The following is an 18,077-nucleotide window of genomic DNA, read 5'->3' as shown; positions in this document are numbered from 1 at the left end:
CATTCATCCAACCTGTCTGCTCAGTGTGCAGTGGCTGATGGCACCGTCGCGTCAGAAGTGGCCGCTGCCGCTGCAGCGGCCTCCTCGGCCGCTTCGTCCCATTCAATAGGTTCCGGTGTACGAACCAGAGAATGCTCAAGAACCTCCGAGACGTGCTTGACCGGGATGATCTTCAATCCCTCCTTCACATTGTCAGGGATATCCGCCAGATCCTTTTCGTTTTCTTCCGGGATCAGGACCGTCTTGATACCACCGCGCAGCGCAGCCAGCAGTTTTTCTTTCAAACCCCCAATCGGCATTGCGTTCCCGCGCAACGAGACCTCGCCGGTCATGGCGATGTCCTTACGAACAGGAATACCTGTCAGAACCGACACGATGGATGTCACCATCGCCAGACCCGCCGACGGACCATCCTTGGGCGTTGCGCCATCGGGCACGTGCACGTGGATGTCGATCTTGTCGAACTGCGGCGGCTTCACTCCGATCTTGGGAGAAATCGACCGCACATAAGACGAAGCCGCATCGATGGACTCTTTCATCACATCGCCCAGCTTACCGGTTGTCTTCATCCTACCCTTACCGGGCAGCTTCAGCGCCTCGATATGCAGCAGATCGCCCCCAACCGAGGTCCAGGCCAATCCGGTCACGACACCAACCTGATCGTCCTGCTCGGCCAGACCGTAACGGAACTTTGGCACCCCCAGGAACTCATCGAGGTTTTCTGGCGTGACCGTAACGGTTTCCGCCTCTTTCTTGATGATCTTGGTCAGCGACTTCCGTGCCACCTTGGCGATTTCACGCTCGAGGTTCCGCACGCCAGCCTCGCGGGTGTAGGTGCGGATTATCTTTTGCAGCGCCTCATCGGTCAGTTCAAATTCCTTGGCTTTCAGACCATGGTTTTTGACCTGCTTGGCGATCAGGTGTTGCTTGGCGATCTCTCTTTTTTCGTCCTCGGTATAGCCGGCCAGAGGAATGATCTCCATCCGGTCCAGCAGTGGCCCTGGCATGTTGTAGCTGTTGGACGTGGTCAGGAACATCACGTTGGACAGGTCATATTCGACCTCAAGGTAGTGATCCATGAACGTGCTGTTTTGCTCCGGGTCCAACACTTCCAGCATCGCCGAAGCCGGATCACCACGGAAATCCTGCCCCATCTTGTCGATCTCATCGAGCAGAATGAGAGGGTTCGTGGTTTTCGCCTTTTTCAGCGCCTGAATGATCTTCCCGGGCATCGACCCGATATAAGTCCGGCGGTGCCCCCTGATCTCGGATTCGTCACGTACGCCACCCAAGCTGATACGAATGAATTCGCGCCCGGTCGCCCGCGCAACGGACTTACCAAGCGAGGTTTTACCCACGCCCGGAGGGCCCACGAGGCACATGATCGGGCCTTTCAGCTTTTTCGAACGCTGCTGAACGGCCAGATATTCAACGATCCGCTCCTTGACCTTCTCAAGGCCGTAGTGATCGGCATCCAGAATGTCTTGCGCGCGCGCCAAGTCCTTTTTGACGCGGGATTTGGTACCCCACGGCAGAGACAGAATCCAGTCCAGATAGTTGCGTACAACCGTGGCTTCGGCCGACATGGGCGACATGTTCTTGAGCTTCTTCAGCTCGCCTTCCACCTTTTCCAGCGCTTCCTTCGACAGCTTGGTCTCAGCGATTTTGGCTTCCAGCTCCGCAATTTCATTGCTGCCATCCTCGCCATCGCCTAGCTCTTTCTGAATGGCCTTCATCTGCTCATTCAGATAGTACTCTCGCTGGGTCTTCTCCATCTGAGATTTGACACGGGTCTTGATCTTTTTCTCGACCTGCAAAACCGACATTTCGCCCTGCATCAGGCCATAGACTTTTTCAAGCCGCTCGCTGACGCTGAGCGTTTCCAGCAGGTCCTGCTTTTGTTCGACCTCGATGCCCAGATGGCCCGACACAAGGTCGGCCAGTTTTGCCGGCTCGGTGGTTTCACCCACGGCCGTCAGCGCTTCTTCGGGGATATTCTTACGCACCTTGGCATAGCGTTCGAACTCGTCCGCGACGGTGCGCAACAGGGCTTCGGTCGTGGCAACGTCTCCCGGAATCTCGGTCAGATATTCCGACCGCGCTTCGAAAAACTCTTCGTTTTCAAGAAACTCGGTGATCTGTACGCGCGCTTGCCCTTCGACAAGCACCTTGACGGTGCCATCGGGCAGTTTCAGCAGTTGCAGCACATTGGCCAGAACGCCGGACCGGTAAATACCGTCCTCATCCGGGTCATCGACGCCCGGATCAATCTGGCTGGACAACAGAATTTGTTTGTCGTCCTGCATCACCTCTTCCAGCGCGCGGACGGATTTGTCTCGGCCCACGAAGAGCGGCACGATCATATGCGGGAACACCACAATATCGCGCAGCGGCAGAACGGGGTATGAGGAGTTTAGAGGCTCTTGCATGCTCTATCCTTATCGTTGGCAAGATGGCGCTTGTCCCTCATCGAGGCAACATCCGGCCATCTCCTGTCTTGGACGATAAAGGTGGGGCCTCATCGCCCTTTTTCAACCTTACCGCCATGTAATGTGTTTCAGCATGAACCGAGGTTTTCGGGACTGCAAGATGTCCCGGGGACATATCCACCGAAATTAGTGTGACATGCGTATGCAATGCGCAATTCCAGGGTCAGAAAACCCGCTGCACCGCCCGAGACAGAAAAAACCCGTGGCCGTCCCGGTTGCGACATTCCAGACCTTTTGTGGAAGAGCTGCAGGTAAATCCTCCGAACCGACCGGTGACGCCGTATTCCGCACGGTCGAATCCGTCCTGGTTCCGATTTAGCGGCTGGCACAGCATTTCCACAGGGCCGGTATCGAACATCAGGAAGTCATGCCCCCAGTCAGTTTGACAATTCGCGGGGCGTGGCATCGCTGGTGGGCCGTATTTTTCAATAATCGTGCACTGGATGTCCGATGAATCCGCGCTTTCTCCCACCGAACACTGAATGTTTTCGGATGGGGTTTCAAAAGTCCAGACGTCTGAAATTGCAGGGGTAGCGCAAAAAACCACTGCGCCGAGGAAAAAGCGAAACATGAAAAACTCTCCGGGTCGCGAACGAAAATGGCATTGCTTGAAGTGGTTTCAGGATACCGAAAAACCAAGCAAATGTCACCCGAATGGACCGGTTACAGGGGCTCGATATCGCCCTGCGCGCGTTGCGCATGGAACTCGGCCTGCCACGCATCAAAGGTGCCCTCAGCAATCGCGTCCCGCATGCCCTGCATGATTTCCTGAAAGTAATGAAGGTTGTGCCAGGTCAGCAACATACCCGAGATCATCTCGTTGGCGCGGAACACATGGTGCAAGTAGGCGCGTGAGTAATTCGCGCAGGCCGGGCATGAACATTTCTCATCCAGCGGGCGCGGATCGTCTGCATGGCGCGCGTTCTTGATGTTCACGACGCCATAGCGGGTGAACACCTGACCGGTACGACCTGAACGGGACGGCAGGACGCAATCCATCATGTCGATCCCTCGCGCCACTGCTCCGACTATATCATCCGGCTTGCCAACGCCCATCAGGTAACGCGGCTTGTCCACGGGCAGGAAATCGGGGGCATAATCGAGGCAGTCAAACATGGCCTCCTGCCCCTCGCCCACAGCCAAGCCGCCAACGGCGTAGCCTTCGAAGCCAATAATCTTCAACGCCTCGGCGCTTTCTTCCCGCAGGTCCTGCTCAAGACCACCCTGCATGATACCGAACAGAGCATGCCCCGGGCGATCCCCGAATGCGTCACGGGACCGCTCTGCCCAACGCATCGACAAACGCATGGATTCGGCGATCCGGTCACGATCTGCGGGCAACGCGGGGCATTCGTCAAAGCACATCACGATGTCGGAACCAAGAAGGCGTTGAATTTCCATTGACCGTTCAGGTGTCAGCTCGTGTTTCGACCCATCGATATGGGATTTGAAGGTCACACCCTTTTCGGTCAGCTTGCGCAAACCGGCCAGCGACATGACCTGAAACCCCCCCGAGTCCGTCAGAATGGGACGGTCCCAGTTCATGAATTTGTGTAACCCGCCCAGACGATCAATCCGTTCGGCCGTGGGACGCAGCATAAGATGATAGGTGTTGCCCAGCAGAATATCGGCCCCTGTGGCACGGACGCTTTCGGGCATCATCGCCTTGACTGTCGCCGCGGTACCAACTGGCATGAAGGCAGGTGTACGCACTTCGCCACGCGGTGTGTTGATAACACCGGTACGGGCCTTGCCGTCTGCTGCCTTGAGCTCGAAAGAGAATTGCTGGGTCATGTCATCGCCTCGGATCGCCGAACCGGGCAGGATTTGCCCGATCCGATCGGTCTTTGCAACCCGTCAGGGCAAGGACGCAACACGTTCGGCAAACAGACGCACGACCCCTACCCCATCCACATCGCGACAAACACGAACCACTGGACGATCCGGGTCAGGTTGCGTCGCACCCATCCGATCGCCTTCCGTCACAACACGCAGTCCGGTTTCGACCATGTCGAACATCGCTCCGTGCGAGCAGGCGATCACAGCGGTTGAATCATGCAGGCCGCATCCTTCCAATCCGCCGATTTCTTTGTAGAATTTCAGGTAGAAGCGGGAGATGTCTCGCAAAAAAGATCCCATGTCGGGCGATTTTTGCGCCAAGGCTTCGAAATCTGCAGTCTCGTACAGCGTCTTCAGGGTAACGTCCAAACCAACCAGAACCGTTTCGGGCGGAGCGGAAAAGACCTCGTCTGCTGCAAGGGCATCATGATAAATATTGGCTTCGGCATGTTCGGTGATGTTGCCCGAGCAGTACACGGCACCGCCCATGATCACCAACCGGCCAAGATTACCGGCAAATTCCGGGTCCAACCGCATTGCGTTGGCAATGTTGGTCAGCGGTCCGACCGCACACAGGACCTACTCATCTTTATACATCCGGGCCATCTCAACCAGGAACTCTGCGGCCGGAAGATCGTGGTTTAATCCTAACTCGGGGACCTCGGTGAAATCGCCAAACCCTTCCGGGCCATGCACATGTTCAGACGGTGCATGACTATCAGTCCCCAGCGGGAATGAGGCCCCTTCTGCAACCGGAAGGTCCAGACCCAGCTTGTCCAGCAAGAACCGGGCATTGCGGCTGGACTGGTGAACATTTGTGTTGCCGAACACCGTGGTAAGGCCGATCAGGTCAAATTCAGACGCAGCGGCGGCATAGGCGATCGCCATGGCATCGTCGATGCCTGGATCCGTATCGATAATCAATTTCATCCCCGCCCGATACCGCAAACAAGCCGGGATGCAAAGCAGTCACAGCAGTTCAGTTCAATGCTGAATTCCCATAGTGAGGCGTTTGCATCTGGCGGTTTTCCCTCCATACCAGAGTTGAAATCCCGCGACTCAATCCCCACATGTATACCATTGTACACAATAAAAAGAGGACAGAATGACCGAAGATCAGATCATCGGACTGCTTTCGTCAAACATCATTTACCTGCTGGCCGCCGTGCTGGTGGTCATCGTTATTCTCAAGGGCATCAAGATCGTTCCGCAATCCGAAAAATATGTTGTAGAACGGTTTGGAAGACTGCATTCGGTGCTTGGCCCTGGCATCAATTTCATTGTTCCGTTTCTGGACGTCGCCCGCCACAAGATCTCGATCCTCGAACGGCAGTTGCCGAATGCAACGCAAGACGCGATCACCAAGGATAACGTTCTGGTGCAGATCGACACCTCTGTCTTTTACCGCATTCTCGAACCGGAAAAGACAGTCTATCGAATCCGCGATGTTGATGGTGCGATTGCAACCACTGTTGCTGGTATCGTTCGCGCCGAGATCGGCAAGATGGATCTGGACGAGGTACAGTCGAACCGCGCCCAGTTGATCACACGGATTCAGGAAAGCGTCGAAACTGCTGTGGATGACTGGGGGATTGAAGTCACCCGGGCCGAGATTCTGGATGTAAATCTGGATCAGGCCACCCGCGATGCCATGCTGCAACAGCTGAACGCGGAACGTGCCCGCCGCGCGCAGGTGACCGAAGCCGAAGGTCAGAAACGTGCCGTCGAATTGCACGCTGATGCCGAGCTGTACGCGGCAGAACAAACCGCCAAGGCACGACGTATTCAGGCCGAGGCCGAGGCATACGCGACTGGAGTCGTCGCCAAGGCCATTCAGGAGAATGGCATCCAAGCTGCCCAGTATCAGGTTGCGCTGAAGCAAGTTGAAGCCCTTAATGCGCTGGGCAACGGATCTGGAAAGCAAACAATCGTCGTGCCCGCCAACGCACTTGAAGCCTTTGGCGATGCGTTCAAAATGCTCAAAGGAGGTAGATGATGGCTGATCCCTTTTGGCTGACCTGGTGGATCTGGCTGGCGGCCGCGCTGGCACTGGGGATCCTGGAAATCGTTCTGCCCGGGTTCATCTTTCTGGGCTTTGCGATCGGAGCCGCGATCACCGGTCTTGTCCTCGTCATCCCCGGAATGACAATGTCGTTGCATGTTCTCGCGCTGATCTTCGCAGTGCTTTCGTTGATCGCATGGCTTGTCCTGCGCAAGCTCTTCGCCTTGCCGCACGGCCAGGTCAAAACCTTCACCCATGACATCAATGACTAAGACATAGTGACGCTCACCCGAGCGTCACTCCCCTACTGGACGCTGTTGCAGGTATTCCCTATATAATCACTCAGGCAACTGACCCGAGGCAAAGATGACTCACCCGAGCGAACAGTTTGAAGGCACCCCGCTTATTGCGCCGTCAACGATTGAACACCCGCTTTACGAGGCCGTGGTCGAAGCGTGCCGCACAGTTTATGACCCTGAAATTCCGGTCAACATCTACGACCTGGGCCTGATCTATACGATTGACATTGCTGCGGACAACGCAGTGAAGGTCATCATGACCCTGACGGCGCCCGGATGTCCGGTCGCGGGCGACATGCCCGGCTGGATTGTCGAGGCAATCGAACCCGTTGCAGGTGTCAAAGAAGTTGATGTCGAACTGACATGGGAGCCGCCCTGGGGCATGGAGATGATGTCGGATGAGGCCCGTCTGGAACTGGGCTTTATGTAGAACCCAGGCACTTCATTTCAGCCAACTGTCACGAAACATTAGTATTTTCGTCACGCATTCGTGCAGCACCTGTCACAATCCTGACAGATAATACCTGTGGTTGGCATTGAAGAATGCTGTATCGAAGGCTGGGTGTGTTATGACCGCCCCCCGGATTCCTGGCCCAATAACATGGACCGTTCTTGCCCGAGAACGGTCCTTTTTTTCCGCTCTCATAACGGCGGTCAATTCAGATTGCAGGTTTCCTTGATTTCAGCGGCTCTGGCGTCCAGTTGTTTGATGTAATCTCCCGACAGCATTTGCAGTCTTTTTTGCTCGGTACCAGTGACCAGCCCAAGCAGAGCGCCGGCAGGAGTGATGGCGGCAATGCTTTCCAGTTGCATGTCTTCTGCGTGTTTCTTTTCCGACGCAATGGCACGCAAATCCCCTTCTGCCGTTGCACAATTCACCGGATGCCGTTCAGATCCCGTCGTGGCCCAAGCTTGGAAGGACATCACACACACGCTTACGGAAAAAAGTGCGGTCGCAAGAAAACTTACTTTAACTTTCGACTCTAAATATTTCATATTTATACCACTTCATGTCATGCTATTAATTCAGGCAGGGTTCCAAAACTTCATAAGATCGATGCTAACCCCGCCTCCCGTACCAAGGCAAGTTATCGGATCGGCGACCCGGAAACATTATGCTTAACAGCGAATTCACATTCTTTACACCACATTGCCTTGAGCCCGAGGGGCTTGGACCCTAGATTGGGTGTAACGCGCGACAACGGAGACTTACATGTTCGGCATCCCCGGCAAACAGGCTGTGACCATGACGCCCAAAGCCGCAGAGCAGATTACCCGCCTGATGAATTCAGGCGGTCACGCTGGTTTGCGCATTGGTGTCAAGAAAGGCGGCTGTGCAGGCATGGAATACACCATGGAGTATGTCGATCAGGCAGATCCTCATGACGAAGTCGTCGAGCAGGATGGTGCACGCATCATGATTGCTCCAATGGCTCAGATGTTTCTGTTCGGAACCGAGATCGATTACGAAGTGTCGTTGTTGGAAGCCGGCTTCAAATTCAAGAACCCGAACGTCGTCGATGCCTGTGGCTGCGGAGAATCGATCAAGTTCGACGAAAACATCGCCCAACAAAGCTAAGCCCGCCTCACAACACGACATCTGAGCGGCGCAAGGAGGCTCAATCGTTGATTTCTGCTCCCGAAATCATCCGTCGAGCAGAATTGTAAGATGGTCCCGACAATGCTATCCGCATCCCTAAATCACCGGATGATCAGGGAGATACCGATATGCGGCGGAAGCTGGCGGCTGGAAACTGGAAAATGAATGGGACCGGCGCTGAGCTGGGTGAGTTGAAGGCGCTGTCTCAGAGCCATCCCAAGGCATCGGTCGACATCCTGATTTGTCCCCCGGCCACATTGCTCAGCCGCGCATCAATTGCCGTTCAGGGAACCGCTATCTCTGTTGGTGGTCAGGACTGTCATGCAGCGAAATCCGGCGCGCATACCGGAGATATCAGTGCCGATATGCTGGTGGATGCCGGAGCAACATCGGTCATTCTGGGCCATTCCGAACGGCGCGTGGACCACGGCGAGCTTGACGAAGTTGTGCGGGCCAAAGCGCGTGCGGCGATGGATGCGGGCCTGAAGGCGATCATCTGCGTCGGCGAAAGCCTTGAGCAACGGGAGACGGCCAATACACTCGACATAATTGGCGGCCAGATGTCCGGCTCGATTCCGGATCAGTCAACCGGCGAGAACCTGATCGTCGCGTATGAACCGATCTGGGCAATTGGCACCGGCAAAGTTCCGACATTGGAAGAAATCGGGGAAGTTCACGACTTCATGCGCGCCCGGCTGGAGCGTCGCTTTGGCGAAGGCGTGGGCCGTTCCGTCCGTCTGCTCTATGGTGGCTCGGTGAAGCCCGGCAATGCGGCGGACATCTTTGCAGTTTCCAATGTCGATGGCGCACTTGTAGGCGGTGCCAGCCTGAAGGCGTCAGAGTTTTCGGGCATCATTCAAGCGTTGGAAAGCGTCTGAACCCGGGCTTTATTCCGCAATATCTTCGGCCCAAAAACGGTCTTTTTTCATGTGTGTCCCGCTCCCTGACGACGCGCTCAGGCTTGGCCTAAGGCTTCAGGCCAGCTTCATCACCACAAGGCCTGTCACGATCAGAACCGCCGCAGCAAATCGTGCGGGCGTCAGCGCTTCACCCAAAAACAGAACACCGACGCTGAACGCCCCCACTGCGCCGATCCCGGTCCAGATCGTGTAGGCGGTGCCCAACGGCAAATCGCGCATTGCCAGCGCCAACAGCCCGAAAGAGCCTATCATCGAAACGCCCATCACGGCCGTTGGCCACAATCGGGTGAACCCGGCTGATTGCTTCATGGCAACCGCCCATACGATTTCCAGAAGACCGGCAAACAAAAGAAATATCCAGGGCATAAGGCAACCTCGAATCCGTTCGGGTCGTCCCGAATGATGTTCCAGAAAGGAGAGGTCGTCCTCTGAACCCCAGATAGGAACTCTGCACATGGTTTCAAGACGCAAAAAAGCCGGGCGGTCGAAACCACCCGGCTTTGTTCATTGTCGGACCATCTAATTGGTTATTATTTCCGGTCCCATGAAGGTGTTGGGCAGGAAGGTCGATATCCACGGAATATACGTCACCATGATCAGGAAAACGAAGAGCACGGCCAGGAACGGCAGCGCCGCCCTCACAACACTCATCATCGGCATACCCGCAACGCCCGAGGTCACGAACAGGTTCAGACCAACCGGAGGTGTGATCATCCCGATTTCCATGTTCACCACCATGATGATACCCAGATGGATCGGATCAATGCCCAGCTCGATGGCAATCGGGAACACCAGAGGCGCAACGATCACCAACAGGCCCGACGGCTCCATGAACTGACCGCCGATCAGCAGGATCACGTTCACCACAATCAGGAAAGCGACCGGACCAAGGCCCGCCGACAGCATCGCCTCGGCAATATGCTGCGGTACTTGCTCGTCGGTCAGAACATGCTTGAGGATCAGAGCGTTGGCGATGACAAACAGCAGCGTGACAGTCAGTTTCCCAGCCTCAAACAGCGTATGCTTGGTGTCTGGATGGAAGAACGCTGTGATCAGCGCATAGGGTTTTTTGAGCAGCGGCAGATTCTGCGCACCTTCTTCCGTGCTCAACGGTCCCATGTCTTTGTACACAAAGCTGGCAATGAAGAACGCATAGACGGCAGCAACGGCAGCGGCTTCGGTCGGTGTAAAGATACCGCCATAAATACCGCCCAGAATGATCACGATCAGGAACAGGCCCCAACCGGCCTCGCGGGCTGAGGTAAAGACCTCTCCCCAGCCTTTCCATTCGCCTTTAGGCAGGTTCTTGACCTTGGCCATGACATAGATGGTGATCATCAGCATCAGCCCTGCCATCAGACCGGGAATAACACCCGCAAGGAACATGCGTCCAACCGAGACCTCAACGGCTGCAGCATAAACGACCATCACGATGGACGGAGGGATCAGAATGCCCAACGTACCCGCGTTACAGATCACACCGGCGGCGAACTCCTTGGAGTAACCCACCTGACGCATTCCCGCGATGACGATCGAGCCGATGGCGACCACGGTCGCCGGGGATGACCCGGACAGTGCTGCGAACAGCATGCAGGCAAACACGCCGGCGATCGCAAGACCGCCGGGCAAATGCCCGACACAGGCGATTGAGAACCGGATGATCCGCCGTGCCACACCGCCGGTCGTCATGAAAGACGAGGCCAGAATGAAGAACGGGATCGCCAGAAGGGTAAAATGCCCTTCGAACGCCTCGAACAACGTACCCGCGACCGAGGCCAACGAACTATCAGAATAGATCAGCAGGAACAGTGTCGAGCTGAGGCCAAGCGCAACTGCAATCGGAACACCGATCAACAACAGGCCAATGACCATCGAGAAAAGAAGAATGACGTCCATCAGTTGTGCTCTCCCTGCTGAGCGCGGACTTCTTCGATCTCGTCCTCGACTTCGTGGCTGGCGACAAGGCGATCTGTTTCACCACGCCAGATCTGAACGGCGACCTGGGCGAACCGGATCACCAGCAGCAGCATCGACACCGGCAGCACCAGATATGGCACCACCTTTGGAAGCTTTTCGTACCCTTCGCCATAGTTGATCAGGTCTTCCAGAAACCGCAGCGGAGCGACCATTGGGATATCGTCCACTTCGTAGAAGCTCTGGCTGCGGGCGTCGAAATTGAACCCTGTCGGGAACCAGCGTCCGGATGTTGGCGGTAGATCCGCGAAGACGGCCCAGTAATCATAAGCGCCTTTCAGCAACAGCAACGAGAACACCAGGCAGCACCCCACAGCGATCAGCGCAAGAACGCGACGTGGCGCCGGGGCCAGCATGTTCAGGATTGCGTCCACGCCCAAATGAGAGTGTTTCTTGACCGCATACGAAGCGCCAAGCAGCACCAGCCAGCCGAAAGTGAATACAGTCAGCTCAAGCGCCCACAGGATATTGGAATTGAAAACAAACCGCGCGATCACGTTGGCAAATGTCACGACCGTCATCAGGCCCAACAGCAACGCAATCAGGGTTTCTTCGATATGGTCGACCAGCCCGCCTTGGCCGGATTTCGCACCAGACATCTCTCTGTCCCCACAATTTTATTGATGAGAAGGGTTGGGGCGGGCTTGTTCAGCCCGCCCGGCCAGCGCGTCGATAACTCCCCAGTCCCCGGACGCGTGACCTTATCCGGATCAGAACCCGGCGTTGATTGCCTGCGCGGCGTCGATTTTGTCCTGACCGACGTCACCAGCGAACTGGTCCCAAACGGGTTTCATCGTATCAACCCAGGCCTGGCGCTGTTCAGGGTTCAGTTCACGAATGATACCACCTGCGTCTGTAATCGACGCTTTGGCTGCTTCGTTCACGGAAAAGGCTTCTTTGTTTCGCGCCTCGGTCACTTCGGCCAGAATGGTCAGGAACTGAACGCGCACTTCCGGATCCAGGCTGTCCAACCAGTCCACAGAGGTTACAACCAGATAGTCGATGATGCCGTGGTTGGTTTCAGTGATGCCGTCCTGCACTTCGAAGAATTTCTTGCCATAGATATTCGACCAGGTGTTTTCCTGCCCATCCACAACACCCTGCTGCAGAGCGCCGTAAACTTCCGAGAACGCCATTTTCTGCGGGCTGCCACCGATGGCCTCCATCTGTGCCACCAGAACGTCCGAAGATTGTACACGGAACTTCAGGCCGTTAGCGTCCGACGGATCGAGCAGCGGCTTGTTCGCCGACATCTGCTTCATGCCGTTGTGCCAGAAGGCCAGCCCCTGCAGACCACGGCGCTGCATGCTGTCCTTCATGGCCTGACCATCAGCCGAAGCCTGGAATGCATCCACAGCGTCGATGTTCTTGAACATGAACGGCAGGTCAAACAGGCGGAACTGCTTGGTGAACTTTTCGAACTTCGACAGCGAGGGTGCGGCCAGCTGAACGTCGCCCTGCAACATCGCCTCCAGCACCTTGTCGTCGTTGTAGAGGGTTGAGTTCGGATAGACCTCCACGCACATCACGCCGTTCATCTCGTCGTTGACGCGCTGTTCCAGCAGCGATGCGGCGATGCCCTTGGGGTGTTTGTCGGTGTTGGTCACATGCGCGAATTTGACGACGATCTCACCATCGTCACAGGCTGCCAAACCTGCGGTGGCTGTGACTGTCAGCGCAAGAGCGGTTGCGGCCGTTGTCAGGAATTTCATCTGTCTTTTCCTCCCAGACTTCCTTGAAACTATCCTTCGACACCAGGTCGGTATCGGATGCAGCGAAGTGAAACGAATCAACGCGATCCGCTCAATGATTTGTTCCCCGCCTTTCGATTTTCCATTTTACGCTTTTATTTCAGTGTGTTTAACCGTGAATTGAAACGATACTTCGACGCACTCAAATCCCGAGTGCGAAATTCCGCACAGCAATTTTCCAGTTTGTGCGAAAACCCACACACCCTCCGAATCAAGACAACCGAATCAATAGCCGTGAAACTGCTGTCCGCATTAGCGGGCTGCCTGGCCCAACAGCTTTAGACGCATGTTAATGCGGAAAAAGGTGGCGGGAGCCCGGCCGTTACCGCCGGTAATCCTCAGCCCGAATCTGATACCGTGCCAGCTTGTCGTAAAAAGTCTTGCGCGGCAGCTTCAACGCCTTCGCCGCATCTGACGCTTTGCCGTTGTGACGACCCAGCGCCGCGATGAGCAGTGACCGCTCGACCCGCGCCATCTGTTCGCTGAGGCCCAGATCTGTTGCCTGCGCCACCTCTTCCGGCATACCCAGCACAAACCGCATCGCGGCTGACATCAAGGATCGTGCGTTTCCCGGCCAGTCGCTCGCCATCAGCGACGCAAGATGCTCGGACGAAATCTCCGGAGCAGTAATTCCTGCCTGTTCCGCCGCCTGTGCCACGTAATGACGGAAGATCACCGGAATGTCGTCGGGACGTTCTGCGAGGGATGGAATACGCACGCGCATAACATCCAGCCTGTAGAACAAGTCAGCATTAAACCGCCCTTCGGAACTCAGCACCGACAGATCAGCGGTCGTTCCCGCAATGATACGCCCACCCGGTCCATGCTCGATCAGCTCCAATGCCGCGTATTGCGTAGCTTGGGGCATGGCAGAGACTTCGTCCAGAAACAACGATCCGCCAGCGGCGTCTTCGCAGCTTTTGGCCAATTCATCGGGGCTGAGGCTTGAAGCGGTGCGTTTGACAAACGGCCCTTGCCCTGCGGGCGACATCAAATGCACGACCTCGGCGACCTTTGAAATGCCGCTGCCCGGCGGTCCTGTCACAAGTACCTCGACACCTGTCGGAGCGACTGTTCGAACCCGCTCGCGCAGCGCCTCGGCCTGCGGCGACAAGCCGAACAATAAGCGCGCGGCAGGGTCTCCACGTTCCAGCTCGGATTTCGCCGCTCTTTGCTCCAAAACCTGCGAACGCGCTGTGAAGGCGCGTTCAAGCACCTCCAAAAGGTCAGACGCGGCGCACGGCTTTTCCAGAAAATCGAACGCGCCCTTTCCCATGGCGTCGACAGCCATGGGAATATCGCCCTCCCCCGTCAAAAGCACCACGGGAAGATCCGGATCGATTTCCCGTGCATAAGACAAAAGATGGAACCCGTCCCGCCCGGGCATACGGATATCCGAGATGATGACACCGGGAAAATCGCGACGTATGTGATCCTTGGCCGCCACAAAGGATCCAGCGGTAATTGGCAGATAGTCCGCCAATTCCAAAGTTTGAGACAGGGCCTCGCGCACGGCAGCATCATCATCGACCAACAAAACCCTGCGCATCACGCGGCCTCTTCCTTGTCGCAAGGTTCCAGTTCGACGGTAAACATGGCCCCATCCTCCGTGTTCGCGCCCCGAATATCACCGCCGAAGCTTTGAACCAGCCCGTATGAAATCGAAAGCCCCAGCCCCAACCCTTCCGATGATCCAACGCTTTTCGTCGAATAGAAGGGCTCGAACATCCGATCGGGGTCTTCAATGCCGGGGCCTGTGTCCTGTAGGGAAACACTCAGCCGGGTACCTTTGCGCAGCGTTATCGTTATTTTCCGTTTAGGTCGCCCCAGCATTGCATCCGCCGCATTGTTGATCAGATTCACAAACACCTGCACCAAACGTACTTCCCCCCCCCACACATACACAGAGCTGTTCGGAGGCTCCCAGTTCAGCGTCACATCATCATCTCGCAGGCGGGTCTCTGTCAGTTCAACTGCGGTATTCAGAACCTGTATCAGGTCAACACGCCCCATTGGTTCGCTTTCGTTGCGGGCAAAAGCACGGAGGTTCTTGATGATCCGCGCCATCCGCGCCGCCATTTCGGATATTCGGCCCAGATTCTCGGCGGCCATTTCAGGTTTTCCCCGCGTCATGAACGCGGTGCCGTTATCTGCAAATTGCCGTATGGCCATAAGCGGCTGGTTCAGTTCATGACTGATCCCTGCCGACATTTGCCCCAAAGCGCTGAGCTTCCCCGCCTGAACCAGGTCCGCCTGGGCCCGCCGAAGCGCCGCCTCGGCTTCTTCCCGTTCCGTCACTTCCTTGCGTAAGCTGGCATTTGCAACCGTCAGGTCATGGGTACGTTTGGCCACACGGCTTTCCAGAACGGCATTCGCTTCTGCCAGCGCCCGCCGCCGCTCCATGGCAAGAAAGAGCATCGCCCCGAAGGCCAGACAAATAGCCGCGACAGCCGCTGCCTGAAGCCTGGCAAGTTGCAGCGCCGGTGCCACGTCCACCAGAACCTCGGCAGTCATATCGATAACCGGCAAATCAAGAGTCAGGTGAAGCGCATCTCGTGGCAGGTAACGCCCCCAGTTCAAATGCCACAACTCGTGCCTGCCGACTTGTTTTGAAGAAAAATCAACGGCCGCACCATCTGGCGGCGTCAATCCCGCCTCACCGTCCGCCCGGCGCCAGAACAACAGGTCGGATCTGTTGGAAATGAAAACAACACCATCGGAATCGACAAAGAAAACCGCTTCGGTACTGCCGCGCCACGTCTGTTCAACGTCCTGAACATCAGCAACAACCATCAGCGCGCCTTCGATCTGGCCAGACGGGCCAAAAGCAGGGGCGGCGTAGGAATAAATCCGGTCATCGCCCGCGGGCACAACCTCATGCGCACTGCCCAGTGCGCCCTGCATCGCACGACGGAAAGCTGGGTGCCCGGCCATGTTGCGCTGGGACACCGGTTGCGCCGACACCAAAACCTGCCCGTTCTTATCCAGATAAATCATGTTTACGGCGGCAGTCTTGTCTGCAACGTCCAGCAACATTCCCCGAGCCTGGCGTATATCGGCCTGTGTTTCCAATTCATGTAAAACGGGATGTGTTGCCATCAGCACGGCAAGTTCCTGGTACACTTGCATCTGCGTGCTCAGCCGGTCAGCCGCCAGCTCAAGATCGGCCTCTGCCTTCTCGCTCAGCTGAGACAGGGCCTGCCGATACCCATAAGACCAGACAAACCCCGACAATAACCCGACGGCGAGCAAAAAACCGGATATGAACCAAACCCTGTGCATAGACAGGGTCTTGCATTCAACGCGCCGCATGGCAAGTGTGCGGCGCATGAAGTCTTTTTCGCAATCACCGACAGACCCGGGTTTCGTCCAAAACCCCTACCCGTTCTACGACATGGCGCGACGCGCAGGCGATCTGTTCGATTGGCAGGACTACGGTATGGTCGCCGCTGTTTCATCCCGCGCGGTTCGCGCCCTGTTTCGGGATCGCAGGTTTGGACGAGAGGTTCCGCCCGAACTGACAGAGCAAGGTCCCGCCCATCTGGCGCCATGGCTGGCCATCGAGGCCCATTCACTGCTTGAAGCAGAACCACCAAGGCACACACGCCTTCGGTCGCTGGTTATGCGCGCCTTCACGTCACGGGCGATTTCTGCGCTGCAACCCTCTATCGAAGACCTTTGCCGCGGCCTGATCAAAGATTTCCCTTATAATTCATTCGATCTGTTGGAAGCCTATTGCACTCAGGTGCCGGTGATCACCATCTGTCGGCTTCTCGGCGTACCCGAAAGCATGGCCCCCGACCTGTTGCAGTGGTCACACGATATGGTTGCCATGTATCAGGCCAATCGCACGCAGGACACAGAAGATAGGGCCGCCAAGTCATCTCGGGATTTTACCGGGTTCCTGCAGGAATACATAGAATTGCGGCGCAAAGATCCCGGTGACGATCTGATAACCCGGTTGATACGTGCCGAAGAAGAAGGCGAGAAACTGTCGCTCGACGAACTGGTTGCCACCTGCATCTTGCTGCTGAACGCAGGCCATGAGGCTACAGTGCATTCACTGGGGAACGGGGTAAAAACCTTGTTGCAGACCCATACCGCACCCGACGTCCTGGCACCTGATGGAATCGACGCAACCATCGAAGAGATTCTGCGCTATGACCCGCCTCTGCACATGTTCACTCGCTACGCGTATGAGGACGTCGATCTGTTCGGCCATTCATTCAAACGCGGCGAGCAAGTGGCACTGTTGCTTGGAGCAGCCAACCGCGACCCCGCTGTCTGGGCTGAACCGAACATGTTTCAGCCGCGCCGTCCGATTGAAGTCAACACAAGCTTTGGGGGCGGAATTCACTTCTGTGTCGGAGCACCACTGGCGCGTCTGGAAATGCGTATCGCTTTGCCGATCCTGTTCGAAAGCTGTCCAAATCTGCAACTGGCTGCACCGCCACTTTATTCTGACAGCTATCACTTTCACGGGCTGAATCAGCTGTTGGTCAGAACTTGATCATTGTAACACGCGCTGATCGGCGATGCCTCTGGCGATTATGAATCCGGCCGGATGAAAACACCCATCAGCTCATCTGGCTCAAAACACCCCGAAGGACGCGCCCGGAACGGGTGGAGGTGGCAGCGCCTCGGTTTCTAAGCCCCCTCGGCCAATGCATTCAGCGGCAGCATCGTCGTGGATTTGATTTCTTCCATGGACAATAAAGCCGTGACGTTATGCACGCGCACCTCCGAGATGAGCGATTGGTAGAACTGATCATAGGCACGTGCGTTCTTGACCCGGACCTTGAGAATGTAGTCGATGTCACCCGCCAATCGGTGCGCCTCTTGCACTTCGGGATGATCCTTCAATGCTTTCAGAAATTTACGTTGCCAGTCCGCCTCATGTTCCGAAGTTCGGATTAAGACAAAGAACGTGGCCTCGAACCCAAGCGCCTCGGCATCCAGCAGAACCGTTTGCTGACCAATAATCCCAGCCCCTTTGAGTTTACGGATACGATTCCAAACAGGCGTCTTTGAACTGCCGACCCGAGCCGCAATTTCGTCCAAAGATTGGCCCGCATCGCGTTGCAGCTCAGCCAGAATTTTTCGATCCGTGTCATCTATCCGCACCGACATTCCAATTTTCCTTCTGTTTCGATGCCCCTGTTCCGGTTTTCCAGAATTTCGGAACACTTGTCCTTATTTCAGC

Annotated in this window: 17 protein-coding genes and 1 pseudogene; 6 read left to right on the top strand and 12 right to left on the bottom strand. The window is 56.2% G+C overall.

All coding sequences use genetic code 11. The annotated features are described in order from the left end of the window. Positions 1 to 20: 20 nt before the first annotated feature. The 4 genes and pseudogenes from lon to AC2FLP_RS05480 all read right to left on the bottom strand — a co-directional run bounded on the left by lon (position 21) and on the right by AC2FLP_RS05480 (position 5,216). The gene (gene lon, locus AC2FLP_RS05495; protein ID WP_496682044.1) at positions 21 to 2,429 is read right to left on the bottom strand and encodes an endopeptidase La; all 2,409 of its coding nucleotides are present in this window, start codon (positions 2,427 to 2,429) and stop codon (positions 21 to 23) included. A gap of 223 nt (positions 2,430 to 2,652) precedes the next feature. Next, a complete protein-coding gene (locus AC2FLP_RS05490; RefSeq protein WP_496682042.1) occupies positions 2,653 to 3,060 on the bottom strand; it encodes a DUF6636 domain-containing protein in 408 nt (135 codons plus the stop codon). A gap of 92 nt (positions 3,061 to 3,152) precedes the next feature. Further along, a complete protein-coding gene (tgt, locus tag AC2FLP_RS05485; protein WP_496682039.1) occupies positions 3,153 to 4,283 on the bottom strand; it encodes a tRNA guanosine(34) transglycosylase Tgt in 1,131 nt (376 codons plus the stop codon). 63 nt (positions 4,284 to 4,346) lie between these two features. Next, a pseudogene (locus AC2FLP_RS05480) lies at positions 4,347 to 5,216 on the bottom strand (nucleoside hydrolase). 217 nt (positions 5,217 to 5,433) lie between these two features. On the opposite strand from AC2FLP_RS05480, the gene AC2FLP_RS05475 reads away from it, so the two are divergent. The 3 genes from AC2FLP_RS05475 to AC2FLP_RS05465 all read left to right on the top strand — a co-directional run bounded on the left by AC2FLP_RS05475 (position 5,434) and on the right by AC2FLP_RS05465 (position 7,059). Further along, entirely contained in the window at positions 5,434 to 6,324 is an 891-nt protein-coding gene (locus tag AC2FLP_RS05475; RefSeq protein ID WP_117869085.1) for an SPFH domain-containing protein, read from the top strand. Further along, on the top strand, positions 6,324 to 6,602 hold the full coding sequence (locus tag AC2FLP_RS05470; RefSeq protein ID WP_496682036.1) for an NfeD family protein: 279 nt from the start codon (positions 6,324 to 6,326) through the stop codon (positions 6,600 to 6,602). Before AC2FLP_RS05475 ends, AC2FLP_RS05470 begins: the two co-directional genes overlap by 1 nt. A gap of 94 nt (positions 6,603 to 6,696) precedes the next feature. Next, positions 6,697 to 7,059, top strand: coding sequence for an SUF system Fe-S cluster assembly protein (locus AC2FLP_RS05465; RefSeq protein ID WP_117869086.1), 363 nt, complete (start codon positions 6,697 to 6,699; stop codon positions 7,057 to 7,059). Positions 7,060 to 7,283: 224 nt separating this feature from the next. On the opposite strand, the gene AC2FLP_RS05460 is transcribed toward AC2FLP_RS05465, so the two are convergent. Further along, entirely contained in the window at positions 7,284 to 7,553 is a 270-nt protein-coding gene (locus AC2FLP_RS05460; RefSeq protein ID WP_496682034.1) for a hypothetical protein, read from the bottom strand. A gap of 289 nt (positions 7,554 to 7,842) precedes the next feature. Here AC2FLP_RS05460 and AC2FLP_RS05455 point away from each other — a divergent pair, with 289 nt between their 5' ends. After that, positions 7,843 to 8,208 (top strand): HesB/IscA family protein, encoded by a 366-nt coding sequence (locus AC2FLP_RS05455; protein ID WP_117869088.1) that lies wholly within the window; start codon positions 7,843 to 7,845, stop codon positions 8,206 to 8,208. A gap of 149 nt (positions 8,209 to 8,357) precedes the next feature. After that, on the top strand, positions 8,358 to 9,107 hold the full coding sequence (gene tpiA, locus AC2FLP_RS05450) for a triose-phosphate isomerase (protein WP_496682031.1): 750 nt from the start codon (positions 8,358 to 8,360) through the stop codon (positions 9,105 to 9,107). A 96-nt stretch (positions 9,108 to 9,203) separates the two neighbouring features. On the opposite strand, the gene AC2FLP_RS05445 is transcribed toward tpiA, so the two are convergent. The 6 genes from AC2FLP_RS05445 to AC2FLP_RS05420 all read right to left on the bottom strand — a co-directional run bounded on the left by AC2FLP_RS05445 (position 9,204) and on the right by AC2FLP_RS05420 (position 16,204). Next, positions 9,204 to 9,515, bottom strand: coding sequence for a DMT family transporter (locus tag AC2FLP_RS05445; protein WP_117869090.1), 312 nt, complete (start codon positions 9,513 to 9,515; stop codon positions 9,204 to 9,206). A 153-nt stretch (positions 9,516 to 9,668) separates the two neighbouring features. Continuing rightward, a complete protein-coding gene (locus AC2FLP_RS05440) occupies positions 9,669 to 11,045 on the bottom strand; it encodes a TRAP transporter large permease (RefSeq protein WP_299896738.1) in 1,377 nt (458 codons plus the stop codon). After that, complete coding sequence (locus tag AC2FLP_RS05435; protein ID WP_299896735.1) at positions 11,045 to 11,722, bottom strand: TRAP transporter small permease; 678 nt, start codon at positions 11,720 to 11,722, stop codon at positions 11,045 to 11,047. Before AC2FLP_RS05435 ends, AC2FLP_RS05440 begins: the two co-directional genes overlap by 1 nt. 111 nt (positions 11,723 to 11,833) lie before the next feature. After that, positions 11,834 to 12,835 (bottom strand): DctP family TRAP transporter solute-binding subunit, encoded by a 1,002-nt coding sequence (locus AC2FLP_RS05430; protein WP_299896731.1) that lies wholly within the window; start codon positions 12,833 to 12,835, stop codon positions 11,834 to 11,836. 361 nt (positions 12,836 to 13,196) lie between these two features. Beyond that, the gene (locus tag AC2FLP_RS05425) at positions 13,197 to 14,426 is read right to left on the bottom strand and encodes a sigma-54-dependent transcriptional regulator (protein ID WP_299896728.1); all 1,230 of its coding nucleotides are present in this window, start codon (positions 14,424 to 14,426) and stop codon (positions 13,197 to 13,199) included. After that, positions 14,423 to 16,204 carry a sensor histidine kinase gene (locus tag AC2FLP_RS05420; protein WP_299896725.1) on the bottom strand — a complete coding sequence of 594 codons (1,782 nt, stop codon included), beginning with the start codon at positions 16,202 to 16,204 and terminating at the stop codon, positions 14,423 to 14,425. Before AC2FLP_RS05420 ends, AC2FLP_RS05425 begins: the two co-directional genes overlap by 4 nt. On the opposite strand from AC2FLP_RS05420, the gene AC2FLP_RS05415 reads away from it, so the two are divergent. Beyond that, complete coding sequence (locus tag AC2FLP_RS05415; protein WP_299896722.1) at positions 16,203 to 17,384, top strand: cytochrome P450; 1,182 nt, start codon at positions 16,203 to 16,205, stop codon at positions 17,382 to 17,384. The two genes, AC2FLP_RS05420 and AC2FLP_RS05415, sit on opposite strands and share 2 nt — an antisense overlap. A gap of 137 nt (positions 17,385 to 17,521) precedes the next feature. Here the strand turns inward: AC2FLP_RS05415 and AC2FLP_RS05410 are convergent, their stop codons facing one another. Next, positions 17,522 to 18,004: an Lrp/AsnC family transcriptional regulator gene (locus AC2FLP_RS05410; protein ID WP_117869097.1), complete on the bottom strand. Its 483-nt coding sequence runs from the start codon at positions 18,002 to 18,004 to the stop codon at positions 17,522 to 17,524. Positions 18,005 to 18,077 lie beyond the last annotated feature (73 nt).

It is taken from the genome of Ruegeria sp. CDSA141, assembly GCF_059612005.1.
The sequence above is the reverse complement of the archived record's forward strand: the minus strand, read 5'-3'. Positions and strand labels throughout refer to the sequence as shown.